The sequence below is a fragment of the Janthinobacterium sp. BJB301 genome, from assembly GCF_002735685.1.
Lineage (GTDB): Bacteria > Pseudomonadota > Gammaproteobacteria > Burkholderiales > Burkholderiaceae_D > Janthinobacterium > Janthinobacterium lividum.
The window spans coordinates 1,340,907-1,349,355 of record NZ_PDZJ01000002.1 but is presented as its reverse complement, the minus strand read 5'-3'; the positions used below and the strand labels follow the sequence as shown (position 1 = coordinate 1,349,355).

Below are 8,449 nucleotides of genomic sequence, written 5' to 3'. Positions count from 1 at the left end.
GTTATGCCTGATGACCATAGCAAGTTGGTCCCACCCCTTCCCATCCCGAACAGGACCGTGAAACAACTTTGCGCCGATGATAGTGCTGCAACCAGTGTGAAAGTAGGTTATCGTCAGGCTTGTTATTTGAAGCAACAGCCCAGGCTGTTATTTCTTGAGAAAAACCCGATCAGCAATGGTCGGGTTTTTTTTCGTCTGGACATTGACGGGGCAACCCAACAGCAAAGGCTGGGGTCAGACCCCCATCCCGCGTTGGCGCCGAATCTGGCGTTGGCGGTGTGGAGGGTCTGACCCCGGGTGTTCGGTGGTTCAGCAGGCGTAAAAAAGGCAGCGCTATGCGCTGCCTTTGTCATGTATCACAACCATTAAAAATGGTAAGCGACTTTGACGTTCAGGTAATTGACGCCGCTATTTGGTTTCTTGTAGCCGCCGTTCGAGAAATGCTGGATCTTCGCAGCGACTTCCCATTTGTTATTGAAGACATAGCCGACGCCGATATGGTCGCCGAACTGGAAGTGGGTCGACAGGCGGTCATCATCGTTGTTGTACAGTTTCGACAGCATGTGCACGCCGATGCCGGCTTCCGCATAAAAACCCAGCTTATTCGTATTTTCAAAACGGAAAACGGGGGTAAAGCCCAGGTCCCACAGTTTTTGATGCTGGCCAGGGACATTCTGATAGCTCTTGGCATCCCAGCCGCCAATGCTGGCATCCCAGTAACCGCTCAGCTGCGTGCCATTCGATACGAACCAGGCCGTATCCCAGTTCGAGGTCACGCCGGCGCGTACCATTTGTACCTTCACGCCCTTGGCATATTCGCCGTAGACGGAGTCGATCAGTTTGCCGTCGGCAGCAAAGCCGGCATTGGCCGCCATCAGCGCGGTCACGGCGGCGATGGATTTGAGGAGATTCTTCTTGAAGAACATAGAGGCTTTCATCGTAAAATTGGCCGATAGGCTGTTGTCTTGTTTGCGCAGACGCAAGCTTGCTTTGCCTGCCGCTTTCGCCACTTGTTGATCTCAGGGGTTCAATTGACATTCTCTACAAAAATCGCATTTCTCGGTATCGGTCTGATGGGGGATCCGATGGTCCGGCGCCTGCTGCACGTTGGATATTCTGTCACAATTTGGAATCGCACGCACAGCAAGGCCCAAGTCCTGCGTGCGGCAGGCGCGCAGCCCGCCGTTTCCGTGGCTGAGGCGGTCAATGGCGCGGACGTGGTCATCTCGATGCTGGAAGCCGGTCCCATCGTGGCGCAGGTGCTGCAGGACGCGTTGCCGGCCCTGGCAACTGGGGCGCTATGGATAGACATGAGTTCCACCAAGCAATCAGAAGCCCAGCAATTTCATGCCATCTTGCACGCGGCAGGCCATGCCTTCATCGATGCGCCCGTGTCGGGCGGCGTCGGTGGGGCCCAGGCAGGCAACCTGGCCATCATGGCTGGCGCCAGCACCGGCGATTATGCGCGCGTGGAGCATATCTTGACGGCCATGGGGCGCCCGACCCTGGTGGGACCGGCCGGCAGTGGCCAGGTCGCCAAGTTGTGCAATCAGCTGATCGTCGGCGCCACCCTGAATATCGTGGCCGAGGCGCTGTTGCTGGCACAGGCGGCCGGCGCCGATGCGAGCGCTGTACGGGCAGCGATCCGTGGCGGTTTTGCCGAAAGCAAGATTTTAGAGGTGCATGGCCAGCGCATGCTGGAGCGCAATTTTGTTGCTGGCGGCCAAGTGAAGAGCCAGGTCAAGGATATGCACAATATCCTCGCGGCGGCCGAGGCTGCACACGTCACCTTGCCGGTGACGCAACTGGTGACGCAGCGCTATGAAAGCATCGCCGCCACCTACCCGACGGCGGACCATGCGGCAGCCTTGCTGGCCCTGGAAGCGTTGAATCCGGGGCAGCGCCTGGGCACCGGTCCGGATAAGCTGGGATAAATCAAGCGATGGGCAGGCTCGCTTCGGCCAGCTTGACCCAGAAACTGGCACCGATGGGCAGCAGCTTGTCGTTAAAGTCGTAGCTGCCATTGTGCAAGACGCACGGACCCAGGCCATGGCCACCATCGCGGTGCTCGCCATCGCCATTGCCGATGAAGATGTAGCAGCCGGCCTTTTCTTGCAGGAAGAAAGCAAAATCTTCCGCGCCCATGGTCGGCTCGACATTCGCGTTGACCTTGTCCGCGCCCACCACGCTTTGCATGACTTCGACGGCAAACGCCGTTTCTTTCGCGTGGTTGACCAGCGGCGGATAGTTGCGCTTGAAGTGAAAGTCGACCTCCGCGCCAAAGGCGGCGGCCGTGTGCACGGCGATTTCTCGCATGCGCTCTTCGATCAAGTCCAGCACGGGCGTGGTGAAGGTGCGCACGGTGCCGACCAGGCTGGCGTCATCGGGAATCACATTGGTGGCGCTGCCCGCATGGATTTGCGTGATCGACAGCACGGCCGTGTCGAGCGGGCTCTTGTTGCGCGTGATGACGGTTTGCCAGCTTTGCGCGATTTGCACGGCCACCATGACGGGGTCGATGCCCTTGTGGGGCTGGGCCGCATGGGCGCCCTTGCCTTTGACGGTGACGTGGAATTCATTGCTTGACGCCATCATTGGCCCCTCTACCACGCTCAGGGTGCCCGTTTCGGCGCCCGGCCAGTTGTGCATGCCGTAGATGGCATCCATGGGGAAGCGGGTAAACAAGCCGTCTTCAATCATTTCGCGCGCGCCGGCGCCGCCTTCCTCTGCTGGCTGGAAGACGAGGTAGACCGTGCCATCGAAGTTGCGGTGTTGCGCCAGGTAATGGGCGGCGCCCAGCAGCATGGCCGTGTGGCCGTCATGGCCGCAGGCGTGCATCTTGCCCGGATGGCGTGAAGCATGCTCGAAGGTATTCATTTCCTGCATCGGCAAGGCATCCATATCGGCGCGCAAGCCGATGGCGCGTGTCGAAGTACCATTTTTGATGATGCCGACCACGCCAGTGCGGCCCAGGCCGCGTACCACGGGAATGCCCCATTCCGTCAGTCTGGCGGCGACCACGTCCGAGGTGCGCTGTTCTTCGTAGCACAGCTCGGGATGCGCGTGCAGGTCGCGGCGGATACCTTGCAGCTCGGATTGAAACGCCAAGATCGGATCAACTAGTTTCATGGGACTCTCCTGTGGATGCTGGCACGCAGCAATGTATGGCGCGCCGGACCGCGCTCGTTTGATCAAAAACAGGCGCGGCTAATAGTGCATTGTAGCCCTTGTTTGCCGGGTAAATCCAGCGCACGGACGTGCTTGCCACGGCGCCAACAGCAAGCGCGCGGAATGGTTTACAGTATCGCCTTCCCCCAACGTTTTCGGATTGCCCCATGACCACCACCCAAGTGCGCGCCGCCTGCCCGCTCGATTGCCCCGATACCTGCGCCTTGCTGGTCACCGTGACCGATGGGGTGGCCACCGCCGTCAAGGGCGATCCCGACCATCCGACCACGGCTGGCGTGCTGTGCACGAAGGTGTCGCGCTTCACGGAGCGTACCTACCATGCGGACCGGCTGCTGCATCCGCTGCGCCGCGTGGGCAAGAAGGGGGAAGGCAAGTTCGAGCGCATCAGCTGGGAAGAGGCATTGCAGATCATCGCGGCGCGCTTGAAACCGATCGCCGCGCGCGATCCGCAGGCGATCTTGCCGTACAGCTACTGTGGCACCATGGGCCTGGTGCAGGGCGAATCGATGTCGTCGCGCTTCTTCAACCAGCTCGGCGCTTCCCTGCTGGACCGCACCATTTGTGCCTCGGCCGGTGCCACCGGTTACCGCTACACGGTGGGCGCCAGCATCGGCACGGACATGGAGCAGTTCCAGAACGCGAAATTGATCATTATCTGGGGCGGCAACCCGATCGCCTCGAACTTGCACTTCTGGATGCGCGCGCAAGAGGCCAAGCGCAATGGCGCCACCTTGATCGCCATCGACCCCTACCGTTCGCTGACGGCCGAAAAGTGCCACCAGCATGTCGCCTTGCTGCCGGGGACCGATGCGGCCCTGGCGCTGGGCTTGATGCATGTGCTGATCACCGAAGACCTGATCGACCATGACTATATCGCGCAGTACACGATCGGCTATGCTGAACTGAAACAGCGGGCCCTGGAATGGCCACCCGAGCGCGTGGCCGAGGTGTGCGGCATCACAGCCACTGAAGTGGTGGAACTGGCGCGCCTGTACGGCCAGGCATGCCGCTCTGGCGAGGGCGCCGCCATCCGTGCCAACTACGGCGTGCAGCGCGTGCATGGCGGCGGCATGGCCGTGCGCAATATCGCCTGCCTGCCCGCGCTGACGGGCGCCTGGCGCCATCCGGCCGGCGGCATGCAACTGTCGAGCTCGGGTTCCTTCCCCGTCAACCGCAAGGCCCTGCAGCGCCCGGATTTATTGAAAGGCACGCCGCGCACCATCAACATGAGCACCATCGGCGACGATTTATTGAAAGCAAGTTCCGCCGAGTTCGGTCCGCAAGTGGAGGCCGTGATCGTCTACAACTCGAATCCCCTGGCGGTGGCGCCCGATTCCTCGAAAGTGGCGCAGGGATTTGCCCGCGAGGATTTGTTTACGGTCGTGCTCGAACACTTCCAGACCGATACCGTCGATTACGCCGACATCGTGCTGCCCGCCACCACGCAGCTGGAACACGTCGATGCGCATTCCACCTACGGCCACCTGTACATGATGGCGAACAATGCGGCCGTCGCGCCGCTGGGCGAAGCGAAAGCGAATACGGAAATCTTCCGCTTGCTGGCACAGCACATGGGCTTTGATGACCCGTGCTTCCAGGAAAGCGACGATGCGCTGGCGGCCAAGGCGTTCGATGCGACGGATGCGCGCGCCGTGCATTTCGACTGGGAATCGCTGAAACGCACGGGCTGGCAAAAGCTCGCCATGGCCGAGGCGCCATTTGCCGAGGGCGGTTTCCCCACGCCATCGGGCAAGTGCGAGTTCTATTCCAGCGCCATGGCGCAGGCGGGACTCGATCCCTTGCCGGCGTATATCGCACCGCACGAATCGCAAGCCAGCAATCCTGCACTGGCGGCCCGTTATCCGCTGGCCATGATTTCCCCGCCGGCACGCAATTTCCTCAATTCCACGTTCGTCAACGTCAAAAGCCTGCGCGCGGCCGAAGGCGAGCCGCACCTCGATATCCATCCTGACGATTGCGCCGCACGCGGCATCGCGGCCGGCGACATGGTGCGCATCTTCAATGACCGCGGCAGTTTTATGGCCAAGGCCAGGGTGACTGACAAGGCGAGACGGGGCCTGGTCGTGGGCTTGTCCGTGTGGTGGAAGAAACTCGCCAGCGACGGCAAGAATGCCAATGAAGTGACCAGCCAGCGCTTGACGGACATGGGCCGCGCGCCGACCTTCTACGATACGCTGGTCGAAGTGGAAAAGGCTGCCTGAGCATGGCGCGCTGGCCGGCCCGCTTGCTTGTCGGCACGGTGTGCCTGCTGCTGGGCGGCTGCACGCAGCTGCGCTACTACACGCAAGCGGCGCAGGGGCAATATGCCTTGTGGTCGGGCGCGCGGCCCATCGGCGACTGGCTCGACGACCCGGCCACCGAGCCGCGCCTGAAAGTGCGTCTGGCCAAGGCGCAGCAAATTCGCCGCTTTGCCGTCAGCGAGCTGGACTTGCCCGACAATGGCAGCTACAAGAATTACGCCTCCCTGCGGCGCCCGTTCGTGCTGTGGAACGTGGTGGCCACGCCGGAACTGTCGCTGCAGCCGCTGCAATGGTGTTTTCCCATTGCCGGCTGCGTCAATTACCGCGGCTATTACAGCAAGGAGGAGGCGCTCGCGTATGCCGACGAACTGCGGGCCCAGCATTACGACGTGCAGGTGGGCGGCGTGCCCGCGTATTCCACCCTGGGCTGGTTCGACGATCCCCTGCTGTCGACCTTTATCAATTACAACGATGCGGAGCTGGCGCGCCTGATCTTCCATGAACTGGCGCACCAGGTGGTGTACGTGCCCGGTGATTCGGCCTTCAACGAGTCGTTTGCCAGTGCCGTGGAAGAGGCGGGCGTGCAGCGCTGGCTGGCGCGCGAGGGCAACGACGCCATGCGCGCGGCGTACGCCCAGTACGCGGCGCGGCGCCAGGATTTCCTCGCCCTGCTGCTGAAATACCGGGGTGAACTGGAGTCAGTGTATGCGAGCGACGCCAGCGATGCGGACAAGCGGGCGCGCAAGGCGCAGGTGTTTGCGGCATTGCAAGACGCGTATCAGGTCGTGAAGACAAACTGGGGTGGTTTTGCCGGTTACGACCGCTGGTTCGAGCAGCCATTGAGCAATGCGCACCTGGCATCCGTGTCTACCTACAATGAATTTTTGCCTGCCTTCAAAAAATTGCTGGAAGAAAAAAAGAACTTTCGTGCTTTTTATGCTGCAGTGCACACAATGGCCCAGATCAAGAAGCCTGAGCGCAGGCAGGCGCTGGAACAATTGTCCAGCCCCTGACCCGTAAAGATTGTCTCGCACGTCAGGGCAAACGATCCTGCAACAGTGTATTTGGCATGTTGCATTGCAGCATAAAATACCCCTAGAGTTGCCGCTCGAATACTGTTGAAAGCGCTTGCATGGAAGCCCGGCGCCCGATAGCATCGCATTAGTAGCATAGAGCAATTGCTCGTCAGAATGCTCAAACTGACTGCCGGACGACAGAATCCGCAGCAATGATCCGCGCCGGCAGGGTGCGCCGGCTCCCCCACGATTATTCGAGACAAGAGGCACAGGATGGACAAAATTTGGCTGAAGTCGTACCCGCCTGGCGTACCTGCCGACATCAATCCTGATCAATATCGTTCGCTGGTACATTTGCTGGAAGAAGCGTTTCAAAAATATGCGGATCGCAATGCCTATGTCTGCATGGACAAATTTCTCACCTATGCCGAACTCGACACCTATTCGCGCCAGCTGGGTGCCTGGCTGCAAAGCCGTGGCCTGAAGAAGGGCGCGCGTGTCGCTCTGATGATGCCAAACGTGCTGCAGTATCCGGTGGCCATTGCCGCCGTCCTGCGCGCCGGCTACACGGTGGTCAACGTCAATCCGCTATATACGCCGCGCGAACTCGAGCATCAGCTCAACGATTCGGGCAGCGAAGCCATCATCGTGCTGGAAAACTTTGCCCATACGCTAGAGCAAGTGCTGGGCAAGACGGCCGTCAAGCACATCGTCGTCGCCAGCATGGGCGAAATGCTGGGCGGCTTGAAGGGCATGATCGTCAATTTTGTCGTGCGCAACGTCAAGAAGATGGTGCCCGCGTACTCCTTGCCGAACGCCATGCGTTTCAAGCAGGCGCTGGCGCTGGGCAGCCGCATGAAACTCACGCCTGTCGAGCTGAGCATCAATGACGCTGCCTTCCTGCAATACACAGGCGGCACGACGGGCGTGTCGAAAGGCGCGACCTTGAGCCACCGCAATGTGATCGCCAACGTGCTGCAGAGCGAAGCGTGGTCGGGCGCGGCGCTCGACCAGAACAGCAAGGAGCAGCTGATCATCGTCTGCGCCTTGCCGCTGTACCATATCTTTGCCCTGACGGCGTGCGCCATGTGGGGCACGCGCGTGGGCGCGCTGAATATCCTGATCCCGAACCCGCGCGATATCCCCGGCCTGATCAAGGAGCTGGGCAAGTACAAATTCAACCTGCTGCCAGCGGTCAATACGCTGTATAACGCGCTGGTGAACCACGCCGATTTCGCCAAGCTTGATTTCTCGGGCTTGAAGATCGCCAATGGCGGCGGCATGGCAGTGCAGCAAGCCGTCAACGACAAGTGGCTGCAAGTGACGGGCGTGTCCATCATCGAAGGTTATGGCCTGTCGGAAACGTCGCCTGTCGCTACCTGCAACCGCGCCGACAGCACGGCGTTCTCCGGCACCATCGGCTTGCCGATTCCGTCGACCGATATCGCCATCCTCGACGATGACGGCAAGGAAGTGCCGCTGGGGCAGACGGGCGAAATCGCCATCCGCGGCCCGCAAGTGATGAGCGGCTACTGGAACCGTCCCGATGAAACGGCCAAGGTCATGACGCCCGATGGATACTTTAAATCCGGTGACGTGGGCATCATGGATGAGCGCGGCTACGTGAAGATCGTCGACCGCAAGAAAGACATGATCCTCGTCTCCGGCTTCAATGTGTATCCGAATGAAGTGGAAGCCGTCATCGCGGCCCATCCGGGCGTACTCGAGTGCGCCTGCGTGGGCGTGCCGGACGAACACTCGGGCGAGGCCGTGAAAGTATTTGTCGTGCGTAAGGATCCGAACCTGACCCAGGCAGTGCTGGCCGCGTATTGCAAGGAACAATTCACAGGCTACAAGCGGCCGAAATACATCGAGTTCCGCGATGAGCTGCCGAAGACCAACGTCGGCAAGATTTTGCGTCGCGCCCTGCGTGACGAAACGAAGATAGCAACATAAACAGTGTGGGATGTGCCAGGAGGCGCA

Annotated in this window: 6 protein-coding genes and 1 rRNA gene; 5 read left to right on the top strand and 2 right to left on the bottom strand. The window is 60.6% G+C overall.

The window, feature by feature from the left end:
* Positions 1–6 precede the first annotated feature (6 nt).
* Positions 7–119: ribosomal RNA gene (gene rrf, locus CSQ91_RS19325) — 5S ribosomal RNA — on the top strand.
* A gap of 246 nt (positions 120–365) precedes the next feature.
* Here the strand turns inward: rrf and CSQ91_RS19320 are convergent.
* The gene (locus CSQ91_RS19320; protein WP_249936171.1) at positions 366–938 is read right to left on the bottom strand and encodes an acyloxyacyl hydrolase; all 573 of its coding nucleotides are present in this window, start codon (positions 936–938) and stop codon (positions 366–368) included.
* Positions 939–1,031: 93 nt separating this feature from the next.
* Between CSQ91_RS19320 and CSQ91_RS19315 the strand changes: the two genes are divergently transcribed.
* Entirely contained in the window at positions 1,032–1,934 is a 903-nt protein-coding gene (locus tag CSQ91_RS19315; RefSeq protein WP_373630535.1) for an NAD(P)-dependent oxidoreductase, read from the top strand.
* A gap of 1 nt (position 1,935) precedes the next feature.
* Here the strand turns inward: CSQ91_RS19315 and CSQ91_RS19310 are convergent, their stop codons facing one another.
* Positions 1,936–3,129, bottom strand: a complete 1,194-nt coding sequence (locus CSQ91_RS19310) for a M20 aminoacylase family protein (protein WP_099389254.1) — start codon at positions 3,127–3,129, stop codon at positions 1,936–1,938.
* Between the two features lie 206 nt (positions 3,130–3,335).
* Here CSQ91_RS19310 and CSQ91_RS19305 point away from each other — a divergent pair, with 206 nt between their 5' ends.
* The 3 genes from CSQ91_RS19305 (at position 3,336) to CSQ91_RS19295 (ending at position 8,422) form a co-directional block, all read left to right on the top strand.
* Positions 3,336–5,411, top strand: coding sequence for a molybdopterin-containing oxidoreductase family protein (locus CSQ91_RS19305; RefSeq protein WP_099389253.1), 2,076 nt, complete (start codon positions 3,336–3,338; stop codon positions 5,409–5,411).
* Positions 5,412–5,413: 2 nt separating this feature from the next.
* Positions 5,414–6,463, top strand: a complete 1,050-nt coding sequence (locus CSQ91_RS19300) for an aminopeptidase (RefSeq protein WP_070281830.1) — start codon at positions 5,414–5,416, stop codon at positions 6,461–6,463.
* A gap of 276 nt (positions 6,464–6,739) precedes the next feature.
* Positions 6,740–8,422 (top strand): long-chain fatty acid--CoA ligase, encoded by a 1,683-nt coding sequence (locus CSQ91_RS19295; protein WP_099389251.1) that lies wholly within the window; start codon positions 6,740–6,742, stop codon positions 8,420–8,422.
* Positions 8,423–8,449: the final 27 nt, after the last annotated feature.

Bases quoted from the DNA above. Each gene is read 5' to 3' on its own strand.
- CSQ91_RS19320 (WP_249936171.1), bottom strand. From the start codon at position 938: ATGAAAGCCTCTATGTTCTTCAAGAAGAATCTCCTCAAATCCATCGCC.
- CSQ91_RS19310 (WP_099389254.1), bottom strand. From the start codon at position 3,129: ATGAAACTAGTTGATCCGATCTTGGCGTTTCAATCCGAGCTGCAAGGT.
- CSQ91_RS19305 (WP_099389253.1), top strand. From the start codon at position 3,336: ATGACCACCACCCAAGTGCGCGCCGCCTGCCCGCTCGATTGCCCCGAT.
- CSQ91_RS19300 (WP_070281830.1), top strand. From the start codon at position 5,414: ATGGCGCGCTGGCCGGCCCGCTTGCTTGTCGGCACGGTGTGCCTGCTG.
- CSQ91_RS19295 (WP_099389251.1), top strand. From the start codon at position 6,740: ATGGACAAAATTTGGCTGAAGTCGTACCCGCCTGGCGTACCTGCCGAC.